This is a genomic window from Lysinibacillus sp. NPDC095746, from assembly GCF_044763535.1.
In the GTDB taxonomy this organism is placed as follows: domain Bacteria; phylum Bacillota; class Bacilli; order Bacillales_A; family Planococcaceae; genus Lysinibacillus.
Map to the genome: position 1 here is coordinate 12,646 of NZ_JBIWGL010000038.1, position 23,531 is coordinate 36,176.

Sequence of the window (23,531 nt, forward strand, 5' to 3'; positions counted from 1 at the left end):
TTAGAGGAGAAATGAAAATGAAACTATTATTAAAAATCTATCCGTTTATATTAGTTATGATTGTCATCTTTTATAGTATAACGCCTACAATAGCAAAGGCAAATTCAACTGAAAAAATTCAGAAAATTGATCAATTTGTTAAAGAACAAAAGGCGATTAGTAAAATTCCAGGAATATCGGTAGTAATTGTTGAGAAGGGGAAAACGGTTTATGAAAAAAGCTTTGGATATGCCGATGTTCAGTCAAAAACACCAGTTACCTCTAATACATTATTTGAACTAGGATCTACATCGAAAGCATTCACAGGATTAGCCATTCTTCAATTGGAAAGGGAAGGCCTACTAAAACGTTCTGATGATGTCCAAAAATATATCCCATGGTTAACGTTAAAATATAATGGCAAGCCTCAGTCCATTACTATTAATCAGTTTCTATATCATACAAGTGGCATCACTACTAACACGCTATATAATATCCCAAAAAGTAACGAACCGAATGCTCTTGAGTTGACCGTCAAAAAATTGCTTGATCAGCCTTTAAATAGACAACCGGGTAGTTCATACGAATATGCAACACTCAATTATGATGTTTTAGGCCTAGTTATTGAAAAAGTTTCAAAACAACCCTTTGATATGTATATCAAACAGCATATATTAGAGCCGATTAATATGAAGGATTCATTTGTTGGACTTCATCAAGTTAAATCTAATGAGATGGCGTCAGGATATAAGATAGGGCTTATGAAAGAGCAGGCTTATACACCACCTATCTACCGTGGAAATGTGCCTGCAGGGTATATAATAAGTAACATAAATGATATAGCAAAATGGTTAAAGCTACAGTTAGGCAATAGCCAAATTTATTCGATTGATAAAAAAATTATTCAAGAATCACATATTCCAGATCAATCTGTTGAACCTTTCGATAAGGATACATACTACGGTAGTGGGTGGGGAGTGATAGCAAGAGATAAAAAACAATATTTATTTCATGCCGGGGAAAATCCAACATTTACATCTTATTTTATGATGCAGCCTGATGAACAATTGGGAGTGGCCATATTATCTAATATGAATTCGAGCTATACAACAGCGATAGGTCAAGGTGTGATGGATTTATGGGAAGGGAAAACGGTTGATGCTGTTCATTCTGATAACCTTCAGAAGCTGGATAAAGCTGTTTCACTTTTATGCGTTATTATTGTAGGCTTTGGGATGTTTTTAAGCATTCTATTGTTAAAAACCTTAAAGGAAATTATTAAAAAACAACGAATTAAAGTAGCTTTAAATATGAAAAGGATCTTATTATTAATCTTGCATTCTGTAAGTGTTGCAATAATCTTTGCACTTATCAGTATGTCCCCAAAAATTTTAGTAGATAGATCAAATTGGACGTTTATTAAAGTATGGGGTCCAACCTCAATCACTGTGTTATTTTATAGTGTTATAGTATCAGGTGTGGTTTATTGTTTATTGGGATTAGTAAAGCTTTTTACCAAACATCAAAATTGATTAAAAGTGTAGATATTTGATTTTTTATGAAAAACATGGTAATTTGAATTTAACTTTAGGTAAGGGGGAGAATCCAAATGAAAAAAAGATCAATATGTTTTTTAAGTATGGGTATTGGATTCTCAACAGCTGTTTTTTTCTAAAATTGAGTTTTAAGGGACGAGTCTGCCCTTTTTTAGAAAAATAAAAACCTAAAGGGGAATAACCATGAATCAAATAACACGCAAAAATCCTATCCAAGTACCTAGCCCAGTTGGCAATTACAGTCATCTTACAATAATCCCTAAGAATGCAACAATGTATGCATTATCTGGACAGATTGGAGTAGGGGCTAGCGGTGAGTTGCCATCATCACTATCTGAGCAGGTTAAAAATACGTTGAAAAATATTCAAATTATATTAGAGGCAGAGGGACTTAATGCAGACAATGTGGTGAAGGCCAATATTTGGGCAACAGAAGAAATTAATTGGGATGACTTCGATCAACAATGGGAATCGATGTTTGGAAATCCCTATCCCTCTATGACGATAGCCTATATTACGGCTTTAGGACTCCCTGATATTAAAATAGAAATAGATATTTGGGCTGCTAAATAAGTAGAGTACCGACAAAATCTTAATGATTTTGTCGGCTTTTTATTTAAACAAAATAGAAAAAAGGTCACTTTTCCTAAGAAAAATGACCAAAAAATAAAAAATTAATAATGGGGGTGTGTTTCTTGCCCATTATCTGAGCAAGTTGGAAGCGAATTAGGTACATTACTATTTTATGAAGAATGAAAGCTAATTGTTAGGTATTTGTCATTTTAAGTTTTTTGGTTAGGAGCGTTCCTTATAATTAGAAGTTTTTAGCAATGAAGGTACTGTCCAATAAGTACCCATTCGCCACAACCATTCTAATGGTCCAAATTTAAAGTATTTAAGCCAAATTTTGCTAAACAGTAGTTGGAAAATGTAAATGCTTATGCAAATCCAAAGAGATTGGATAAAACGAATATTGCCAATAAGGTCAAAAGCTTTGCCAATTAGTAAGATGAGCGCTGTTTGCCCTAAATAATTTGTTAATGCCATTCGTCCATAGTCTTTTAATGGTGAAAGTAAGGCCTGGCATAAAGGAAGTTTAAGTAATAACGTTAATAAACCTACATAAAATGCCGATACAAAAGGGCTAAATTGAAGACCGATTAATGAAAATTTTTCAATGTTTGTCATATGTTCAGTCATTTCATCCGTTGTCATATTGTCAATGTTCAGCATTGCCTCAGGGACATAATGCCATTGATACAGTAAGCCACCTATGCTAATCATGAACATAATCACTGTAAAGGTTAATATGCTTTTACGATTGTCATGGATCTTTTCAAAAGTTTGATATTGCCCAGCAGCTAATCCTAGTAAAATTAGTGGGAACGGCATCGCGATTTTGATGCCATAATAAGCTGTTATGGCTAATAGGATAAGCCCTAAAGTTATGTTTATTTCTTTACGAACTTTGTAAAATGGTAAAGCAATTAGCCCGAAAATTGCATAAACGGTTAATGCTTCTCCAGGTTGGAAATAAAAATGTACAAGCCCAATTAACAATAAAATAATAATTCTTCTAATAAATAAAAGATAGGCGTTATTATTTTTAGCCATTGCTCGGGAAATAAAAATATAAAATCCTACACCAAATAAAAATGAAAAAATCGAGAAAAACTTACCTTCCACAAATAATATTAAAAATCTGTTATAGGCAATATCTATAGATGTGTCCGGTGTTTTAATCCATAATAACGCCGGAATATTTACTAATATAATGCCTAATAAAGCAAATCCTCTTAAATAATCTAATGTATCAATTCGTTTGTTTAGTTCAATTGGTTGCATGTTTTCTCCTCCTTACTTACAAAGTATAAGAAAATTGTCCATAAAGTAGTAACGATGAATGTTACGCCAATCTTACAAAATCGTCATATTACATTAATCTTTTTCTGGATATATAGATAGGATGTCCTTTGCCTGCTGTCGTAAAATATTGATTAATTCTTTTGGTTCTACAATTTGAGCATGCATACAAAGTCGATAAAAGAGGGGACTTATAAAATTTAGTTCACCTTTGTCTATTATGGAATCGATATAGCCTGTGCCATCTTCATTGATGACGACTAAGTCTTCAAAGTTTGGTTCGCTTTTGCATTGTCGTACACCTTCCCTTGTTAATAGTACATGTAAACGAATGGGTTGTTTAATCTCATAGGTGTTGCCAAACCACTCCTCTAGATTTAAAAATTTCTCTTTGTTTTCTTCGCTTTTTACGATAGAAAGAATACGATCTACACGAAACAATAATATTTTTTGTTTCGTGTAGTCAAAGGCGGGCATATACCATAATCCATCATGTGCGTAAACACCAATAGGATGAATATGTTTCGTTGTTGTACCCGATTTAGATTCATATTGAATATGTAGATTTTTGTTTTCAATAGCTAGCTCTAAAACAGCCTTCAATAAAGGTGTTTCAATCCCGCGTTTAGGATTCCAAAACGCAATATAGGATTGAAGTTTATCCACTTTCCGCTTCGCCTCCTCCTGAAGCGAGTTATAAAGCTTATGAGAAGCGGACTTACTTTCCGTATTAAAAGGTAAATCACGATAATAGTGTAGTGATTGAAACGCAAAGAAAATTGAAACGGCTTCATCTTCTGTAAATAAAATAGGGGGAAGAAGTCTGCTCGATAGAACAGTGTAGCCACCGTTTCGCCCTTGTTCAGCGTAAATGGATAAGCCCATATCACTTAAATCTAAAATATATCGATGAACCGTACGAATCGATATATTGAATTCATCAGCAATTTCCTGAGCGGTAAATTTCTTTTTTGCACTAACAAACAGCAGTATATCTAATAAACGTTGTGCTTTTGACATTTTCTCACCTTTTCTTTTAATCATGCCAGTAGTTGTCATGTATTGTGTATAGTATAAATATTGTTCATGATTTTTACAAAAAAGAAAAGGAGATGACAGTATGTCACGAGAAATCATTTTATATATTGCGACTAGTTTGGATGGATTTATTGCGAAAGAGAATGATGATTTACAATGGCTAGAAGAAACAGCGGGGGAAGGGGATGCTGGCTATTCAGACATGTATCAATCCATCGATACTATTATTATGGGCAAGAGAACGTATGATTACGTTGTAGACCATATTGAGCCTTTTCCATATTCCGATAAGAAATGTTATGTATTCACAACATCACGATCTGGTAAAAACGAACATGTTGAGTTTGTGAATGAAGAAGTTGTAGCGTTTACGAAAAAATTAAGAGAACAGGATGGCTCAAAAATTTGGATGGTAGGTGGAGCAGAAATTCTCGATGCCTTCATGAAGGAAGCGTTAATAGATGAAATCATTATTACAATTACACCGCATCTTTTAGGCTCTGGAATTCCACTGTTTAAGAATCATAACCCATATCAAGATTTGAAGTTAGTCAATACACAACGCTATGGGCAAATGGTGCAAATGCATTATGAGATGAGGAAAGAGGCTGAATGATAGCCTCTTTTTCTGTTTTTAGTCATGCGAATGGTAGATTTCACCCATGATACCCTTCATTTGATGCGTACCTGTATCAGAATTAGTCATTATAATAAGTCCTTGTTCGAGGAATGGATAGGCTACTAGCATACATTGAAACCCAGTACCCCAACCAAGAGAAGAAAATTCGAGCTTTTCGCCCGTGCCATCTAGAAATACCCCAAGGCCCGCCCATTCTTTACAACCTTGTGGGTGGCACAGTTCATTTAGTTGTTTTGTCGTAATGCCGATTTTACTTTGTCCTTTAACAACTTTCATTACATCCAGTAATAATTTTGTTAAATCGCTTGGGGTAGTCCATATACCACAAGCTGCAATATAAGGGTAAATAGAATAGTTCCCTGGAATTAATGCCCCATTTCGATCGTGACCACATGCAAAATTATCTAAATTTGATGTTGAGAGAGAAGTAGAAAAAGTACTGTTCGTCATGCATAGTGGTTTAAAAATAATATTGTCCATGAGATGAGAAAAAGGTTTTTGCGTTATATCTTCAATCAATAATTGAATAAGACAAAAGCCTGCATCAGAATAGTGAAATTCACTTTCAGGCTCAGAAGTCACTTCGATTGAAGTTGCGCAATAAGGAGTTGTACCATTCAATATTTCCACCATGGACGGTATTTCTTGAAAAGATTCTAGTTCCAAAAAACTGCCCTCAGGGTCCACAATACCAGATTGATGACATAGTAAGTTGCGTAATGTAACTTTTTTGTGCTTTGTCAATGGATTGTCAGGAATCTTCCATGAAACTAATTTTTTATTAACATCTTCATCATCTACCATCCCTTGTTCCACTAATTTCATCACTAAAATACTTGTTAGAAATTTACTAATAGAGCAAGCATTAAAAACGGTATGCTCATTAACTTTTTTATTGGTACCTGCCTCTAGAACACCAAAATGACCTATGTTACTGATTTTTCCCTTATCGATAGCTACTAGACTTAGGCCAGCTATACGGTAATGCTCCATACGTTCACGAATGTTTATCATCTACTTAGCTCCTAATTTATTCTTGATTTTAACAGAATGTAAGAACGTGCATTTGTTTTTTGTCGTTTTATGTTAGTAAACGTGCGTGTACAATCATTGATGGACTATCTTTTGTAAAGTCATTTTTGTTCCATGATCTATATATGTGTAACACTTCGAACCCATGTTGTTCTAATAGCCTTTTCATTTCCATTGGATATGTATAGCGAAGTCGAATTGAATCTTCGAAAGTAGCGTGTTCTAGCTTATTTATTGAACGGCAAGTTAAGATTTGTGTGATAGGGTCATATTCTTCACGATGCTGAATAGTTAGTTTTCCACCTTCGCTATTGACTGAACTTTTTTCGTATTCATCTACGATAGTCAGTTCACTTAGAATAGTGTTTCTCGTATCGAAGACGAATTCTCCTCCTGGATGTAAGTGCTTTTTAACGGAATGGAATAAAGCATTTTGACTTTCATTACTTAAAAAATGTTGAAATGCATTTCCTGTCATAAAGACAAAATTTGATGTGATTAGTAATTGAAGCTGTGTACAGTCTTGCACAGTAAAATGTATATTAATATTCTCATTTCTCGCTTTTTCAATGGCCAATTGCAGCATCCCTGCATGGATATCTACTGCATAAACATGGTATCCCTGCTTGGCAAGCGGAATAGCTAATCGGCCAGTGCCACAGGCTAATTCAATTATCGTATCATTATTTTTGTTAAGAAGATTTTCAATAAAATATAAATCCACGTTATAATTTTCATGAAGTGCATCATATTCAATAGGGTTATTATATTTCATTAAATTCCTATTTTATACATACAATTCAACTCCATCAATTATATTTTTATTTGAGATATATTGTATAATAAATACAATATTCACACAAATTGGGCCGTGTCATGAACGTGGGATTGATTTCCATTGCTTTCCTACGGTGTCCGATGAGCCGCTTCACTTGCACTCCATGGGCTCATCTTAACGCTATTCCCAAGGAGTCGCCCAGCCCCTGTCATCACTAAATACTGGTGATGAGTTACATAATTAATACACTATAAAGAAATAGAGGGGATTCGTTTGAACAAGAAATTTCCACGCAAAATACATATCATAGGCTCTGTTGCTAGTGGGAAAACAACTTTAGCGAAAGAATTATCCACGAAATTAAACATACCATATTATGAATTAGATAATGTTGTTTGGATAAGGCAAAATTCCGGTGATATTAGAAGGACCGATCAACAAAAAATGGATTATTTACATAATATTATTCTTACAAATGCGTGGATTATTGAGGGCGTTCATAATGAGGATTGGGTAGCACAAAGCTTTTTGAATGCCGACTTAATTATTTTTTTAGATACAAATTATTTCATCAGAATCTATCGAATCATAAAAAGATTTACGCTCCAAAAACTCGGTTTGGAAAAGTCCAATTACAAACCAACTTTTGCGATATTCATTAAAATGTTTAAGTGGAATCGTTATTTTGAGGAGATTGGCAAACCTAATTTTTATCACAAATATGGAATATATTATGACAAGCTATTAGTCGTATCAAGTAAGAGGCAGATTCTTTAAAAAAGCATATCCAAAAATAATGGATACGCTTCTTCCGTGTATATTTTAAGCATTTTTTTTCGTTCTCGGTGCTCGTTTTCTTGATGCTGGCTTTTTTGTTTTTTCTAATGAGGCTTGAAGAGCTGTCATTAAGTCCGTTACATTATCAGGTACTGGACGTTTATCACTTGTCGAGATTGTATTTGTAGCTTTTTTCTCCTCTATAAGCTCCATTAAAGCATTGCGATAGTCATCTGTATATTTTTCAGGATTAAATTCTGTTGTTAATTGATCGACTAACATGAGTGCGGTTTCTAGCTCTTTTGGAACAATGTTTTGTTCACTTGGAATACTTGGGACATCAGCAACACTCCTTACTTCATCAGGGTAATGAATCGTTTCCATTACTAATGCATTTTGATAAACACGGACAATTGCTAATTGCTCTTTTGAACGGATAATAATTTTAGCTACACCTATTTTTCCAGATTGTTCTAATGTTTGACGTAATAGGGCATAAGCCTTTCCGCCAGTCGAATCAGGGGATAAAAAATAAGTACGTTCAAAATAAATAGGGTCGATTTCAGTTAATTTTACAAAATCAATGATTTCAACGGCCTTATCTTCATTTTCCTTCCGCAAGTTCTCTAATTCTTCAGGATCTAATACGACAAACTTATTTTTTGCATATTCATAAGCCTTCACAATGTCCTCATCTTTTACTTCTTGGTTACAGCCTTCACAAACTTTTTTATAGCTAATAGGTGTGTGACATTCTTTATGGAGCTGGCGCAATTTAATGTCTTTATTTTCTGTTGCGGCATGAAGTTTTACTGGAATATTGACTAGACCAAATGAGATACTGCCTTTCCAAACTGTATGCATTTGTATCACCTCGTTTTTCTTACTATGATATATTTTGCTTATTTTTATGTATCTTAAAGTGAAATCGTCAAAAACTGAAGGTAAAAAGCAAAGTAGGTATTTAAATGAAACCAATGCTATTAACAGAAGTGCTCGAAACGCCTATCGGTGAGGAGTGGATGTACGAAACAAAATATGATGGATTTAGATGTATGTTAGTTTGGGACGAACAGCCATTGTTAATAAGCAGAAATGGCAATAACTTAACTCACCTGTTTCCGGAGATACTTGATTTTTGTAAGAGCATATTTACTAAAATAAAAAAGTTTTTACCATTAACGTTGGATGGTGAATTAGTTTATTTAACGAATAACTTCAAAAGTGATTTTTCGCACGTTCAAAAAAGAGGGCGGATGCAAAACAAAGAAGTTATTGCAACTCATGCAAAAGATTTTCCTTGTCATTATATTGCGTTTGATTTACTGAGCTATAAAGGGGAGTCGCTGACAAATAAATATTTAAAAACACGCAAACAGCAACTTTCTAAGCTTTTTACAACTTTAAAGCTCCCGGCGACTGTCAATTATGAGGATCAATGTCCTTTGCAAGTGATTAACTGTGTGGAGCATAGTGAGCCTCTTTGGCAGGCTATTAAAGTTTACAATGGAGAGGGAATGGTTGCAAAGAAGATAACGAGTAAATGGATAGGAGATACACGCTCGACACATTGGTTAAAAATAAAAAATTGGAGATATGTTACGGTAATAGTGACGAAATATGATCATGGTAATGGTTATTTTCATGGTAGTATTTATCAACAGGGAGAGCTAGTTGAAGTAGTTATTTTTAAACATGGAATGTCAGAGGAAGAACGGAAAACGCTCATTGCTTTTTTTCAAACAAATGGACAGAGGAATAATGAAACATGGGAGCTGGAGCCATCTATTTGTCTTGATATTGCCTGTATTGATTTCGATGGGAGTAAATGTCGAGAACCGCGTTTTCATGCATTTCGACTGGAGATGTTGCCAGAGGATTGTCATTGGCAGCATATGCAACGTCAACTTTTTCCTATTCCAGATACTGTTCAAATTACGCATCCTGATAAGCCTGTTTGGCCTGAAATCGGTATTACGAAGGATGGTTATTTGCATTATTTGCAAATGATTTCTCCGTATTTGCTACCTTTTTTGCGAAATCGACCACTTACGTTAATTCGATTTCCTCATGGAGTGCCTGGTGAAAGCTTTTATCAAAAAAGTAGTCCTGAGAAAATACCTGAATTTGTTGCAACAGGATGGATGGACGATATTCATTATCTAGTATGTAACAATCTTGAAGCATTATTGTGGCTAGGCAATCAGCTTGCACTAGAGCTGCACATACCATTCCAAACATTGCAAACTGAGCATCCGACTGAGATTGTTTTCGATTTAGATCCTCCTTCTGTTGAGCAATTTTCACTTGCTGTTACTGGGTCACTGGATTTAAAGGAAATTATCGATTATTTTAAGCTACAATCTTTTGTTAAAACATCAGGAGGCAAAGGAATACAGTTATATATACCTTTACCCGAAAATGCCTTTACTTATGAAGAGGTGCGAGTATTTACTGAATTTGTTTGTCGTTTTTTATGTGAGCAAAAACCGGAATTGTATACAATCGAACGATTAAAGAAAAATAGACATCAAAAATTATATTTAGATTATGTGCAACATGCAGAAGGCAAAACGATTATTGCTCCATACTCGACTCGTGGCAACGAAAAGGGGTTAGTAGCAACGCCATTACACTGGGAAGAAGTCAATGAGCATTTAACACCAGACCTCTTTACTATTCCCGCTGTACTGGAGCGAATGAAAAATGTGAGCAACCCCTTTAAAAATTTCCGTCAAGTAGGGGAAAGTCAGGATTTTAAATTAGCTTTAGAGCGTTTAAAAGAGCAATGATGTTTACTAAATGACCAGGCTGATAGAAGCTAAACTTCGATAAAAGGAAAAAGCGTCGGCATTATTGGAGGGCACTGAAAAAGTCTATATCTTCTCACATTGCGAGGTATTCAACGATTAAATCGTTGAATACCTCTCTTTTTCATTTGGCACTGTGACTCTACTGTTGTTTTCCGAAGCATTCCGCTCGCTTTCCGCGGGCGAGCGCCGAGCCTCCTCCTACGCTTCGCTTTGTGCGGGGTCTCGTCTGTCTCGCTTTCCCGCAGGAGTCGAGCGATGCTTCTCCAAACAACGCAATGTATCACACAATTATTTTAGTCACGCTTTCCTTTATAATAAAAGAATTAATGTGCAGGTGGTGCCCCCGATGATTTCAAATCAAGAAACCCTTAATTTAAGTCCATATTGAACAAGAAGTCCCTTATTTTTATCTGAAAAAGGTTCGCTTTTATGAAAACGTAAGTTTTTCAGTGCCCTCCATTATTGTCGGTGCTTTTTAACAAACTTATTTGCAATCTATTTCTCATGTTTGATACATCAAAAATTAGTGTTAAATTACTTATAAGGTTGACTTGATTTACTTATTTAAATTTAGCGAAGATTAATAAGAAAGGTGGGATAACTATAATGGTTTATCAAGCGAAAACAGATATTTTTTTCACAATCATTATGTTTTTATTGGTTTGGATATTTGGCGCTATTTCACTTCTTCCGTTCATCACATCTTTATTAACTGTTTTTATTATGTCAACGGCCTTTATTGTTTCAATAGTTTTTATTTTTTGGTACGCAAATTCGATTAAGTTTGTTTTCTGTGAAAATTATCTTTTAATCAAAGGTGGGCCATTCAAAAGTAAGATTCCGTATCAAAGTATAACAAGGGTTTCTTCTACGAAAGATAAATATACTGGTTATCTAATTTCATCATCTGATAAGGGTCTGGAAATATTTTATAAAACAGCGAATTACGGTAGTATAAAAATTTTACCAGAAGATAAAATGAAGTTTATTTTAGAGTTAAAAAAACGATGTCCTAATGCACAGATTTCGCAAATTCAAAAATTTGAGTAATTAAAACCTATGCAAATGAAAAAAGTATGAGGTGAAAAATGAAAATCGAAATTTATGATATTGGTTCAGTAAATGAAGAAGAGTTAGGATTTTCTGTGATAAGTGCTTGTTATCAGGGACAATGGGTTTATGTTAGACATTTTAATCGGCAATCTTGGGAGATACCTGGTGGTCACAGAGAACCAGGTGAGATGATTCATGAAACGGCAAAAAGAGAGTTGTTTGAAGAGACTGGATGTAAAGAAATTGACCTATCACCTATCTGCGATTATTCAATGGATGATTCCTTAAAAAAAGTTTATGGAAGATTATACTTTGCAAGGATTAAGGAAATTGGTCAATTACCTGTTTCTGAAATTGATGAAGTAAAACTTTTTAGTAGTCTACCAAAATTTCTAACATATCCTGAGATTCAGCCCAGGTTATTTGAAAAAACACTTACTTTTATAAAGACTATGGAGATTTGTATTAAAGAATAAGAATGAGGAACTATATTTATTTAGGTTCCCTTGTTATTTTTTATTAATTATTAAAGCAGGTTTGATGGGGAGGTTGGTTTTATTGAATTGACAATGCCCTTAGTCGATAACCTTTGAAGAAAAAAGAACATAAAAGAAAACAGAGAGGATTACTCCCCTCCAGTTAAGTTTGCTTTAATTTTGGGAATTCTTTTTCTCTAAGTAATCCAGAATTCCCATTGCCGAAACAATGGTGTCAAATGGGATTGTTTGATAAACTGGATGATTTTCTAAGATACCATTTTCCTGTAAGTAGTTATACAAAAGGGCCTTTAAGCGAGTATCTAAAAATTGTACTTGTTCTTTAAAATCGCTAGATACTTTTAATGCCTTTTCTCCTTCAGCTAAAAATAGCGGTGTCCAGTAGCGCACTTGTCTGTAAGCTTCAGCTGGATTTTTATATGCACCGAAATGACCGAAATACAATTCTGAAGCATTTAATTTTTCATAAAGCTGGATAGACTGCTCCATTGTATTTGGGTCATACTGATTCGGTGAAGTGGAGGGAATAATTAAATCAATTGATTCGCTCTCCATTTCTGGGTAACGTACACCAGTTGTATCTCCAACAAACAATCCATTCGTAGCCGAATAAAGCATGGAAACATGATGCTTTGCATGACCTTCTGTATGATAAAACGTTAGCTGATGTTGACCTAATGATAGTACTTCCTCATGTCCAATTTCTATAATACGTTCAACATCGATAGGTAAAATCGGATCAAATAGACGATCGAACTCCGCCCCGTAAACACTCTTTGCACTTGCGATTAGACGACTTGGATCCACCATATGAGATACACCTCGTGGATGCACAACAAATGTAGCATTTGGACAGTTTTGTAAAAACAAGCCTGCACCTCCAGCGTGATCTAAATGGATATGCGTAACAATTACATATTGAATATCCTCTAGATCAATATGCAATTCATCTAACCCTTCTACTATATATTGCATAGAAGGACTAGCAGAAGTCTCGATTAATGCAATTTTTTCATCGATAAGCAAATAAGAGCTTGTACGCTGTTCCCGATTTAAATCGTGTGTATCAATACAATAAAAATTTGGTGCAAGTTGTTGGGCTCTCCCCATTAAAATAACCCCCTTGGTTTCCGAAACACGCTAAATTTTCTCTAATATTCATTTTTTATCTACAAAAAGTAGTAGTTGTACTTTATGATAATAGAAAAACATACTGAATGTCTATTCATTTGTTAGAGGGATATATGAATGGAGAAAAAGTTACACTAGTGTGTGCTAATTGATGGACCGTTGATATTTTCAAAGGGCAAAAGCTATAGTTGTTGTTGTCGCAATTGATACATCTACAGCTGGTATTTAATTTGGTTACTATGAAACAATCTAGTAAATTGCTATACCGAATTTTAATGGAAATTATTGATGTTTCAGACGAAAGATTGATGTAAATGGGTTGTGCTTTTAATATACTATTTCATAAATAATGCTGAAATAGGGGGATATTTACATGATAAAAGGTTTATATGAAGCTCATTTACCAGTTAGTAATTTAGAAAACTCGATTGAATTTTATAAAAAATTAGGGTTGGAACTAGCCTATAAAAAAGGAAAAGTTGCTTTCTTTTGGATCGTTAAAGGAGAAAGCTGGTTAGGATTATGGGAGAGCGATCGTGTCCACTTAAAATACCATCCATCTATCAGACATTTGGCATTTAAAATTGATGAAGAAGATCTTGAGCATGTAAAAGAGTGGTTGTCTTCAATCGGCATTGAAGTTCGAACTGAATTTGGCCTTGCTTCCGAACATCAACCTTTAGTACTGTCAAATAATCCTCATGCACATGCTGCAATTTACTTTTCAGATCCAGATGGTAATTCTTTAGAATTAATTACACCGTTGAGACTAGATGATGTTGAGAGTTTTAATGAGATGTCTCTTGAAGAGTGGAGAAAACGTCAATCCATCTAATCTAACCATTCATGAGGACAAACTTTAAAAGTACAGTAAAAGAGCCATCACCAAAAGGTAAGGCTCTTTCTAAATTTCCTTTTAAATCACTGTTTCACAGCGTTTTTTATTGCACCGTTGTCATGATTATATTTAAAAATTATTGCAAAAATGATTGCCAAAACGAGGGTATACGCACCAAAGAATAACCAAATATATTGCCAATTCCTGACTCCGTCAACTGTAAAATAATCAACTACTTTTCCACTAATAACAGCTCCTAAATAGGCGCCTATGCCATTGACCATTGTACTAAATAATCCTTGAGCACTACCACGAATGCGGTGGTCGACTTCTTTTTCCATAAAAATGGCTCCCGAAATATTAAAGAAATCGAAGGCACAACCATAAACAATCATTGATAATAACAATAATAAAAATCCTCCGCCAATTGGGCTTCCATACCCAAAGAAAACAAAACGTAATGTCCATCCTACCATACTGATCAGTATTACTTTTTTAATTCCATACTTACGTAAGAAAAATGGAATGGTCAGAATAAAGAAAACCTCTGAAATTTGTGACACGGATAATAAAATAGCTGGATATTTAACGGCAAAGCTATTTTTATAATCAGGATTCAAGGCGAAGTCGTGTAAAAATGGATCACCAAATGTATTAGTAATTTGAAGCGCAACACCTAATAGCATTGCAAAAATTAAAAACAACGCCATTTTTTTATCTTTAAACAGAACAAATGCGTCTAGTCCCAAAAGGCTTACCAACGACTTGTCCTTAATTGCATTAGAAGTTGGACAGGCAGGAAGAGAAATTGTGTATAGTGCAAGTAGCAACGAAGAGCCGCTAGCAATGAGTAGCTGAATATTGCTTAATTCAATTTTGGAAAGACTAATAATCCACATCGCAAGAATAAAACCAATTGTCCCATAGACACGAATAGGTGGGAAGTCCTTTACAACATCAAAACCTTTGTTTTCCAGGTAATAATAAGAAATTGTATTCGATAAAGCAAGTGTTGGCATATAAACTATTGAGTTAAAGAGCATTACCCAGAACATCATGGCAGGGTCTGAAATTTCAGCAGCAGTAAATAGGGTAATCGCACCGAGGAAATGCAATATTCCGTATAACACATTTGCTTTTACCCACCGATCTGCAATAATGCCTATAAGACTCGGCATAATAATGGCTGCAAGACCGTTAGAACTGTACACGACTCCAACTTGCGCACCTGTAAAATTCAACGTATTGATCATATAAGATCCAAATGTAACAAGCCAAGATCCCCAAATAAAAAACTGTAGAAAAATCATTATTTTAAGACGTAATTTTATATTCATTTTTTCCTCCTTTAGAAGGTGATGGAGTTTTATTTACTTTGTGATGTTCGGAGCTAATGTTGCTATTGTGTACTCATTTGAAGAAGTAAGAGAAGTTGCTGTTTTTAGACTTTTGAACATACCTACAGCATTTGCTCCTAATGACAGATTCATACGAACTTTATTGGAGTTTCTTATGTTGAATTTCGTGTAAATCGCGGCAATGTATACGCTTTTCACGAAGATCCAAAAACGTGGAGAAATACTGCAAGAAGGATTTTAACTTTGTTGAACAATGTATCATTTGTATATCTCGTTTCTAGAACCTAATTGTAGACTAGCTCTTGAATCTTTTGATGTGCAATATAGTTGCTAAATAATATAATTATTAAGTCACGTAAAAACTTAAAGTTTAGGAGTAGGTACAATGTTTATTATGGCAATATTGGTTACTTTAATTTTCGGCAGTTTTTCTTACATGTTGTTGAAGTTTCCTGAAGATTTCTTAAAAATGAGTTCCTTTTCAGATAAATATACTGAGAAACCATTTTTAAAAAAGTTCGTAAAGTTTACGGGCTGGTGGTTTTTAATAATAGTGATAGGCGTATGGATTATAGCAATCATCTCTTTATTTGAATGAAATTATGAGAAGTAGTTGAAAATAATGGCTGATCGTAATATTAAGCCATATGCTACAGCTCAGGATTATTTAAAAATGAGGATTGTCATTTTAACACATAGGTGGGGGAAACTAAGGGATAACGTTTCTATACATATCTTTTTTCATTGAATCGTATCTTTTTTCAATAAAGTGAAGTTCCTCATTTGAAAAATAATGATAATTTTTTTTGATTTCCGATTACTTTCATAAATGCGGTGCGATTTATATACGAATTCGCACTGCATTTTTAGTAAACGTGATTACGTGTGTATTTTTTGTTCCATCAGACCGAGAGCAGAACTTGAAGTGTTGTTTGAGTGACAAGAATAAGGAGAAGGAACACGCAACGTGAAATTTTGGTTTTTGGGAAGAGTTATGCCTTTCAAAACCAAAATCATTCCCTTCGAAAAAGATAGCTTGTCATTTACACTAAAATATTGACAGTCCCTTCAACCTTTTCACTGACTGCATTTCTATACCTATAATTTATTGATAGTTAAAAATTAATAAATTTGTAAGGAATGAGTAAGAAAAAAGAGGAAATCGATTCGTACAATTTAAAGTAGGAACTGGGGGAATTAAATAACTCATAGTGACAATTACCTGTTATTGGTGGTATGAAAAGCATAGGAAGCGGAGAGAGGTGACTCCGCAGAAATGCAGGAGTTAGAGGTATGAGGGACGAGGTGACTCCAACAACGCCTCTCAAAGCATTCTCTCGAAGCGAGATGTGCAGGGCAGTACATATTTTGGTGAAGAGCTAAATTTAAAATTAGAATCTGGAAAAGAGGGAATTTCACATGCAATTAACAGATATTTTTCCTGTAATATCATTAGGTACACCATTTTTTATAATTCTATCAATAGTATCTATTGTGATTGGATTAAGCCTGATTGTTTTTGGTCTCGTAAAGCAAAAAAATCAAAAAAAGAGTACGCTAGCGACATGTTGTATTGTTTTAGGGTTTTTAATAATTATTACACATACAATTCAAATCATTGCGAGAACAATTTAATGCTATAACAAAAAATAAAACAGCTAAGCTAGTACAAAAATTGTGACTGCTTCAGCAATATTAAAAAGCCCGATTTCTCAGTATTAAAATTGAGAAATCGGGCTTTTTTGTTACACCAGGAAAACGGTCGACTTTAGTAGATCTAAAACTTAGGAACCAAAGAATGTCGGAAATGAAAAAATATTTTTTTAAAAATTACCTTGTTGTCCAAGTTGCTCTATTCCTCTTAAATATTCTTATTTGGAATGCTGCATGAAACCCTCTTCTTCAAAGAAGTTAGAAAACGTAAAACAAAATTAATTATTTATAGGATCACATTTATCTATTTTTCAGGTCGTATAACCTAGTGTTACGTCTATTTCATTATTTCTAATAAAAATATTATGAAATAGGAGAGGAGGTGATCCAATGAATAACTTTCAAAGTGGGTTAAACGGAGAAACAGGTGCTGGACTGCAAATAATAGTGGGGAGAATTGGAGCAACGGGAGCAACAGGAGCAACTGGACTTCAAGGAACAACAGGGGCGACAGGTGCAACAGGAGCAACTGGAGTTCATGGAGTCACAGGAACAACCGGTGTAACTGGAGTTCAAGGAATAACAGGAGCGACAGGAGCAACTGGAGTTCAAGGAATAACAGGAGCGACAGGAGCAACAGGAATTCAAGGAATCACAGGAATAACAGGTGTAACTGGAGTTCAAGGAATCACAGGAACAACAGGCGTAACTGGACTTCAAGGAACAACAGGAGCGACAGGAGCAACTGGAGTTCAAGGAATCACAGGAACAACAGGCGTAACTGGAGTTCAAGGAATCACAGGAACAACGGGAGCGACAGGAGCCACTGGAGTTCAAGGAATAACAGGAGCGACAGGTGTAACTGGAGTTCAAGGAATCACAGGAACAACAGGCGTAACTGGAGTTCAAGGAACAACAGGAGCGACAGGAGCAACTGGCTCCACTGGTCCAACAGGTTCGAATGGTCCAGGACTAATGGAAGTTTACTTAAGTACAGATCAATCAGTTGCAAACAATGATTTTCTTGGGATTGGGAGTTCCTCAGCTTCTTTCATTAAAAATACATTTGTAGTTCCTCAAAATGCAGTTATAACAAGTTTAACTCTTAATATCAGAGATCATAATTTAACAGCTGGAGATATAGCCTCAGCACAAATATATTTAAGTACCAATTGTGGTTTTACTGCTCCAATAGCTACGGGGATTATTGTAACTATTACTGGACCAAGTACATCTACTTCACCAAATTGTTGTGCAACTACAACGTCTAATTTCTCAGTAAATAGTTGTACTCTTCTATCCGTAGAAATAAAAACTTCAGGTGGTTCTTTTGCAAACGGTGTATCAGCTACTATTCGATATCATTCTCCTTAATAAAAATTTTTCCCAACTGAAACCTTTTGAGGAAACAAATTTAGAAAAGAGTTTTGAAAAAGCCGCAAAAACGTGGCTTTTTTACATATTAAAATTTGATTTAATTGCTTACGTTCCTACTATTAAATATTCTTGTCCGGAAATCGAGTGAAGAAATGAACATTGCCGTTCGAAATCCAAAGTATTTAAAGGATATAAAAAAACAAAAAAGGAAAACTGCTTTAAAGTTTGGAATTAAAACTCTTTTGGCTATTAAGCGCCGTTACTCACAGTGCAATATTTGCTACTGGTATTACTTATCGCTATGACGAGGACACAAAACTGTATTTTACCCTGATTTAGCGTATTTCTATCACTTCGCAAGTAGACCAATTAGATCTAAACCTTTTGTTAAACGAAAAAGACGGCCGAAATCAAATTCGCCTCCTTTACTATTTGTTGTCTTTAATTTTGTTATCATGTCATAATTCCAATCAACCAAGTTCAAATTCCCATCTGCGGAATTGACGTTCTAAATCCGGTCAATCATTCGAGCCAGACGGTAAGCTATGGTGAGTTAAAAACGGTACATTTACTGGTGCTGAAGCAGCCAAAGAAGGATCTAATAAAATAAAAACAGCTAAACTTGAGCAAGTTGCAAATGTTGTAGCTGCATAATGGAAGAGACCAGCAAAGCTAATTTAGCCGAGCTGGTCTTTTTAATTTACTCAGTCATCAACCATAAGTCTTAAGCCCGATATGGTATCAGTCTATCACTGTATTTACGAGTAAATAAAACTTTGATATTCTATTTATGGAAAATATTTCTTGATGAAGGGGGGTAATCAAGGTGTTAAAGTAGACAAAAAAATTTTATTTGTGGGGGCATGTTTTAGGAAGTGTATATCTAGAAATCAAGGAGGCGATTCTTTTATGAAAAATAAACTATCTGCGGTGTTAGCCGCTACATTAGCGTTAACGATGAGCCTACCAACAGGGGCGATGGCGCTTTCTAGCAGTCAGACTACGGTTGTAGCTAGCCAAGAATTAGCTAGTCAAGAACTGAAAAAGATTGCGACAGAGAAGGCTACTCTACTTACGAAATCCTATGAGACGACTAGCGTGCAGTATGCGCTAATTGATAATGGTAAACTTATTTTATCGGGTCAGACAGGCAAGAACGATATGGAAGGGAAACAGCCTTTGACCAAAGATACCCTATACGGGATTGGTTCAGTCAGTAAAATGTATGCAGCTGCGGCTGTAATGAAATTGGTCGATGAGGGAAAAGTCGATTTGGATGCTCCTGTCGTCCACTATGTTCCTGATTTCAAGATGAAAGACGAGCGTTACAAAAGCATTACGCCACGTATGCTATTGAACCACTCCTCCGGCTTGCAGGGTAGTACGTTTAATAATACATTTTTATTTAAAGATAATGATACCTATGCCCATGATAACTTGTTAAGGCAATTGTCAAACCAGCAATTGAAGGCGGATCCTGGCGCGTTCTCAGTATACTGCAACGACGGCTTTACGCTAGCCGAGATTATGGTGGAAAGAGTTAGCGGTATGAGCTTTACCGAATTTATACATCATCGGTTTACAAAACCCTTAAAGCTAAATCATACAAAAACGCCGCAGGACAATTGGGAAAACGTTAAGCAGGCAGGACTTTATTTTCCAACGTACCAAGGGCAGCTTCCTACTGAATCTGTAAATGTGATTGGTACGGGAGGGATCTCTTCCACAGCAGAAGATATGGTGCGATTCGCACAAATATTTATGGGACAGGGAAAAGGAATCCTCTCTGATAAGGCAGTCAAGGCGATGGAACAAGAGGAATATAAAAAAGGAATGTGGCCAGGAGATGGAGATAATATTGTGAACTACGGTCTTGGCTGGGATAGTGTGAAACTATATCCATTCAATGAATATGGGATAAAGGGCTTGGCTAAAGGCGGCGACACAGGACTGCAACATGCTTCACTGGTCGTACTTCCTGAACAGAAGATGGCAGTAGCTGTATTGTCATCCGGCGGTAGCAGCACTACAAATCAACTGATGGCGACTGAATTATTACTCACGGCGCTTAAAGAGAAGGGCACAATTAAAGAAATTAAGCCGAACAAATCTTTTGGCAAGCCGGTCAAGGCTAAGATGCCTCAAGACGTAGCAAAGAAAGCGGGTTTTTACGGCAATAGTTTCAGTCATTCAAAAATAGAAATTGCGAAGAATGGAGAACTGATCTTACTATCTAATCCAGAAGAAAAATATGTATATACTGCGGATGGAAGCTTTATCAATGAGTCAGGTACCTCCAAGCTCAACTTCGTCACTGAGAAAAATAGACGAACATATTTGAAGGAGAGCACATTTATAGCGATGCCAGGTTTAGGGCAAGAGGTGGTTACTCACTATTTAGCCGAGAAACTAGAAGACAACGTGTTATCGAAGGAAACTACTGCCGCATGGGCAAAGCGGGAAGGCGTTAAGTACTATCTTGTAAACGAGAAATATAGTTCTGCTCAATATCTCGTACCAATGATGCTGACAACACAAATTAACCGTAATGAAGGTCTAGAGGGCTATTGGGACGGCAGAAAAATTACAGGCCCAAATACGGCTGCGCATCAGCTCCAGATCCCTGTGATGGCAGGCCGTGATACGACGGAGTCTCGTTTCTATACAGAAGACGGTAATGAATATATGGAGATGTCAGGATTGTTATACGTAAGTGGAACTAACGTAAAACCGCTTGATGCAAGCCAATCATCCAAAGTTACACTACAAGCAAATGGGCATGCGAGATGGTTTACAATCCCGCAAGCTATAGCAGGGAAAACGATGACCGTAGCATTGCCATCGCAGAGTTCGTTCGCGGTGTATGATGAAAAGGGAGTATGTATTAATTTTACCGTTGTGAGCGGCAATAACAAAGTAAAACTGCCGAAAAATGGAACGGTTGTATTTGCAGGTGAGCCGAACTCGGAATTTGCAATTAAGTTAAATTAATTAATTTAAGTGATGTTCAACAACAAAAGTCTTCCGCAGATACTAGTAATATCGCGTCTTACAGGCGCATACCCTACAAAACAATCGCTGGAAATGTCTTAGATTTATTAAAGCAGTTTCGGTTGGGTAGCGTACATCGAACAAGATAATGTTTGCGTGTTAAAACAGGAACGTTTACTGGCATGGCTGCAGCACAAGGTGGAGCTAGTAAAATTAAAGCAGCTAAGTTGGCTCAAGTAACAAATATAGTAGCTGAATAGTTTAATGTCCAGGTACTCAATTAATTTTGAGCCTGGTTTTTTTTTATTTAACAACGTCCAACGGGCCCATTGAGAGGGTCCCAACGAGAGACAGTCAATAAAGCTAGTAATGACATGGTTTGGTCTCCGCAATCTCTAAATCAACCATCTAGTTCTTTTAATCTTTCAACAAGTTTTTCACATGAATTTAACGCTTACGCTGAATATTAGCTGGAATGGTAAGATAGGGGAATACGAAATTGCAAATTATCTGACAGGTATTAAGAAATAATAGAATAAAAAATTTTTGATGAAACTATTTTTAAACTCATAACGTAATAATAATTGGTTGTGTAAAACATTTATACATATCAATACTATATTTTCAAAATGATGGAGGGAAAAGAAATATGACAGTTAGTTATTGGACAGGGCAAAATCTTACACTACGAGCGATACAACCAGAAGATATCGTTGTATTTGAATTTTTAGATGACGAAATTCTACGTAATATGGATTCAATACATTTTCCTCGCTCCGCCGATAAAATGAGTGAGTGGGTAGAAGAGCAATTATCTGAAGAAGATGATGAATTCCGCTTTATTGCAGTAGATAGGGACAATAATATTGTTGGTATGATTGAAACATTTGATTGTGATCTTAAAAATGGAATTTTTGATTATTATTTAGCTGTATTTGAACCATACAGAGGTAAAGGATATGCAAAAGAAATGATTCTTATGGTTCTTCGCTTCTTCTTTTCAGAGCGCGCATATCAAAAAGTCAATACATCCGTTTACTCTTTCAATGAGCCATCCATGCGCTTACATGAAAAATTAGGTTTCATGAAAGAAGGGCAACTAAGAAATATCATTTTCACAAAAGGAGCTTATCATGATGGTATTTGCTATGGAATGACAAAACAAGAATTTGAACAGAACCATGGGATTCTGTAAAAAATACAGTCAGCAAATTAAATTAACAGTTCTTCTTTGAATTATTAATGCCAATCTTCCTTACGCTTAGGGAAGATTGGCTTTTTGTTGCTATTAATTGCCACACAAGGTGGAATTCGGGGAAAAATATATAAATTAATGAAGTGATAGTAAAGTATTTAAAAAAGGAAAGAATTTATTACATTGAGGCGAAGTTATTTAAAATGAAAGAAAATCTAAAAAGTGTTTTGCTTTCGATATATTAGCTACCACTAAACCTCTATTAAAGAACAAAACTTCTTTCAGCTATTATTGAACCTTCAATAGTTTTTTGGTTACACCTTCAATAGAAGGTAATGGTGGCGAAATATTCCAACTAACAAAAGACAAAAACATGGAAGGCATCGTAGTCATACGATGTGATTCAATGTATAGAATAAATTATCGTGGTACTTATCAAGACCTAATTTTAAAAAAGATAAAAAAGTTATTTCTTTTTTTACTAAAGCCCCCGTTAATTTAAGTGCGATTCATCACAAATTCTTAGATATTCTCAATGAAAAGTGGATCACACCATATTTATTAATTTTCTCATATTGTTTTTAAGCTTCTTTGTTTTTGTAACACTCTTCAATGAAAAAATAGAATAGGTTAACTAAAAACCAAATCTATGTTAACCTATAACTATACCATTATTTGGAGGTGTTTTTTTTGTCTGTAAAGAATAAAACATTACTTAGCTCGGTTTTTGGTTTGGTATTATTTACTTTAGGAGGATATAGAATCTTTACTAACAACTTAGAAGCTATGTCAATTCTAGTAGCATATATTTTCTTTATTTGCGGATTGATAGGCTTTGGTTTTAATGTAGTAAAGTTGTCAAGAATTCCTCAATCTTAGCATTGCCTAGTTGCAATGCTTTTTTATATTGCACAATCTCTTTCAGATATTCATTCAATGTAGTGATGGAATTTAAAATTCCG

The 23,531-nt window shown here is 35.2% G+C and carries 19 protein-coding genes; 12 read left to right on the top strand and 7 right to left on the bottom strand.

Annotated elements, in window-relative coordinates; genetic code table 11:
* Positions 1–17 precede the first annotated feature (17 nt).
* A complete protein-coding gene (locus tag ACIQ7N_RS20895; RefSeq protein WP_402935828.1) occupies positions 18–1,511 on the top strand; it encodes a serine hydrolase domain-containing protein in 1,494 nt (497 codons plus the stop codon).
* A gap of 207 nt (positions 1,512–1,718) precedes the next feature.
* Positions 1,719–2,108, top strand: coding sequence for a RidA family protein (locus tag ACIQ7N_RS20900; protein ID WP_402935830.1), 390 nt, complete (start codon positions 1,719–1,721; stop codon positions 2,106–2,108).
* A 222-nt stretch (positions 2,109–2,330) separates the two neighbouring features.
* On the opposite strand, the gene ACIQ7N_RS20905 is transcribed toward ACIQ7N_RS20900, so the two are convergent.
* Entirely contained in the window at positions 2,331–3,380 is a 1,050-nt protein-coding gene (locus ACIQ7N_RS20905) for a DUF418 domain-containing protein (protein WP_402935833.1), read from the bottom strand.
* Between the two features lie 93 nt (positions 3,381–3,473).
* Complete coding sequence (locus tag ACIQ7N_RS20910) at positions 3,474–4,418, bottom strand: helix-turn-helix transcriptional regulator (protein ID WP_402935836.1); 945 nt, start codon at positions 4,416–4,418, stop codon at positions 3,474–3,476.
* 100 nt (positions 4,419–4,518) lie between these two features.
* Here ACIQ7N_RS20910 and ACIQ7N_RS20915 point away from each other — a divergent pair, with 100 nt between their 5' ends.
* Entirely contained in the window at positions 4,519–5,052 is a 534-nt protein-coding gene (locus tag ACIQ7N_RS20915) for a dihydrofolate reductase family protein (protein ID WP_402935839.1), read from the top strand.
* A gap of 18 nt (positions 5,053–5,070) precedes the next feature.
* On the opposite strand, the gene ACIQ7N_RS20920 is transcribed toward ACIQ7N_RS20915, so the two are convergent.
* Positions 5,071–6,090 carry a serine hydrolase domain-containing protein gene (locus ACIQ7N_RS20920; RefSeq protein ID WP_402935842.1) on the bottom strand — a complete coding sequence of 340 codons (1,020 nt, stop codon included), beginning with the start codon at positions 6,088–6,090 and terminating at the stop codon, positions 5,071–5,073.
* A gap of 67 nt (positions 6,091–6,157) precedes the next feature.
* Positions 6,158–6,883 carry a class I SAM-dependent methyltransferase gene (locus ACIQ7N_RS20925; RefSeq protein ID WP_402935845.1) on the bottom strand — a complete coding sequence of 242 codons (726 nt, stop codon included), beginning with the start codon at positions 6,881–6,883 and terminating at the stop codon, positions 6,158–6,160.
* Between the two features lie 276 nt (positions 6,884–7,159).
* On the opposite strand from ACIQ7N_RS20925, the gene ACIQ7N_RS20930 reads away from it, so the two are divergent.
* Entirely contained in the window at positions 7,160–7,663 is a 504-nt protein-coding gene (locus ACIQ7N_RS20930) for an AAA family ATPase (protein ID WP_402935848.1), read from the top strand.
* Between the two features lie 45 nt (positions 7,664–7,708).
* Here ACIQ7N_RS20930 and ku read toward each other — a convergent pair whose 3' ends face one another.
* On the bottom strand, positions 7,709–8,527 hold the full coding sequence (ku, locus tag ACIQ7N_RS20935; RefSeq protein WP_402935851.1) for a non-homologous end joining protein Ku: 819 nt from the start codon (positions 8,525–8,527) through the stop codon (positions 7,709–7,711).
* 104 nt (positions 8,528–8,631) lie between these two features.
* Here ku and ACIQ7N_RS20940 point away from each other — a divergent pair, with 104 nt between their 5' ends.
* The 3 genes from ACIQ7N_RS20940 (at position 8,632) to ACIQ7N_RS20950 (ending at position 12,005) form a co-directional block, all read left to right on the top strand.
* Positions 8,632–10,455: a DNA ligase D gene (locus ACIQ7N_RS20940; protein WP_402935854.1), complete on the top strand. Its 1,824-nt coding sequence runs from the start codon at positions 8,632–8,634 to the stop codon at positions 10,453–10,455.
* A gap of 627 nt (positions 10,456–11,082) precedes the next feature.
* The gene (locus tag ACIQ7N_RS20945; RefSeq protein WP_402935857.1) at positions 11,083–11,526 is read left to right on the top strand and encodes a PH domain-containing protein; all 444 of its coding nucleotides are present in this window, start codon (positions 11,083–11,085) and stop codon (positions 11,524–11,526) included.
* 38 nt (positions 11,527–11,564) lie between these two features.
* Positions 11,565–12,005 (top strand): NUDIX hydrolase, encoded by a 441-nt coding sequence (locus ACIQ7N_RS20950; protein ID WP_402935860.1) that lies wholly within the window; start codon positions 11,565–11,567, stop codon positions 12,003–12,005.
* Between the two features lie 174 nt (positions 12,006–12,179).
* Here the strand turns inward: ACIQ7N_RS20950 and ACIQ7N_RS20955 are convergent, their stop codons facing one another.
* A complete protein-coding gene (locus ACIQ7N_RS20955; protein ID WP_402935863.1) occupies positions 12,180–13,136 on the bottom strand; it encodes an MBL fold metallo-hydrolase in 957 nt (318 codons plus the stop codon).
* A gap of 394 nt (positions 13,137–13,530) precedes the next feature.
* Between ACIQ7N_RS20955 and ACIQ7N_RS20960 the strand changes: the two genes are divergently transcribed.
* Positions 13,531–13,992, top strand: coding sequence for a VOC family protein (locus ACIQ7N_RS20960; RefSeq protein ID WP_402935866.1), 462 nt, complete (start codon positions 13,531–13,533; stop codon positions 13,990–13,992).
* Positions 13,993–14,078: 86 nt separating this feature from the next.
* Here ACIQ7N_RS20960 and ACIQ7N_RS20965 read toward each other — a convergent pair whose 3' ends face one another.
* Positions 14,079–15,332: a nucleoside permease gene (locus ACIQ7N_RS20965; protein WP_402935869.1), complete on the bottom strand. Its 1,254-nt coding sequence runs from the start codon at positions 15,330–15,332 to the stop codon at positions 14,079–14,081.
* A 1,440-nt stretch (positions 15,333–16,772) separates the two neighbouring features.
* Here ACIQ7N_RS20965 and ACIQ7N_RS20970 point away from each other — a divergent pair.
* From ACIQ7N_RS20970 to ACIQ7N_RS20985, 4 genes are all read left to right on the top strand, one after another.
* A complete protein-coding gene (locus ACIQ7N_RS20970; protein WP_402935872.1) occupies positions 16,773–16,988 on the top strand; it encodes a hypothetical protein in 216 nt (71 codons plus the stop codon).
* Between the two features lie 408 nt (positions 16,989–17,396).
* Positions 17,397–18,380, top strand: coding sequence for a hypothetical protein (locus ACIQ7N_RS20975; RefSeq protein ID WP_402935875.1), 984 nt, complete (start codon positions 17,397–17,399; stop codon positions 18,378–18,380).
* Positions 18,381–19,292: 912 nt separating this feature from the next.
* Complete coding sequence (locus ACIQ7N_RS20980; RefSeq protein WP_402935877.1) at positions 19,293–21,374, top strand: serine hydrolase domain-containing protein; 2,082 nt, start codon at positions 19,293–19,295, stop codon at positions 21,372–21,374.
* A 649-nt stretch (positions 21,375–22,023) separates the two neighbouring features.
* Positions 22,024–22,569, top strand: coding sequence for a GNAT family N-acetyltransferase (locus ACIQ7N_RS20985; RefSeq protein WP_248716070.1), 546 nt, complete (start codon positions 22,024–22,026; stop codon positions 22,567–22,569).
* The last annotated feature ends 962 nt before the right edge of the window (positions 22,570–23,531 follow it).